General features: G+C 65.1%; 1 protein-coding gene. It reads right to left on the minus strand.

Going from position 1 to position 642, the window contains the following annotated elements; genetic code table 11:
• Nucleotides 1–627 (minus strand): 30S ribosomal protein S4, encoded by a 627-nt coding sequence (gene rpsD / locus AC5RWT_RS37940; protein ID WP_127512669.1) that lies wholly within the window; start codon nucleotides 625–627, stop codon nucleotides 1–3.
• Nucleotides 628–642: the final 15 nt, after the last annotated feature.

The raw sequence follows: 642 nt of genomic DNA on the forward strand, positions 1-642 counted from the left end.
CTAGCGAGCGTAGTATTCGACCACCATCTGCTCTTCGCAGGTCACGGGGACCTCGGAGCGCTTGGGGCGGCGGACCAGGCGGGCCTGCAGCTTCTCCAGAGCGACATCGAGGTACGCCGGAACGTTGGGGAGCACGTCGCGGTGAGCGCCGGCAGCTGCCACCTGGAACGGGGGCATCTTTTCGGAGCGCTCGTGCACGTGGATCAGCTGGCCTTCGGAAACGCGGAAGGACGGGCGGTCCACTCGCTTGCCGTTGACCATGATGTGTCGGTGCACCACGAGCTGGCGGGCCTGGGCGATGGTGCGGGCGAAACCGGCACGCAGCACCAGGGCGTCAAGACGCATTTCCAGCAGCTCGATCAGGTTTTCACCGGTCAGACCGGCGGTGTTGCGGGCTTCCTCGAAGGCACGGGTCATCTGTGCTTCGCGGATGCCGTACTGGGCACGCAGACGCTGCTTCTCGCGCAGACGAACGGCGTAGTCACTGTCCTGCTTGCGGCGGGCACGTCCATGCTGGCCGGGGCCATACGGACGACGCTCCATGTACTTCTCAGCCTTGGGCGTCAGGGCAATGCCAAGGGCACGCGAAATGCGGACCTTGCGGCGGGCTCGTGTGTTGTTAGCCACGATGTCCTTCCAGTT

Source organism: Arthrobacter sp. Dra40 (assembly GCF_059091905.1).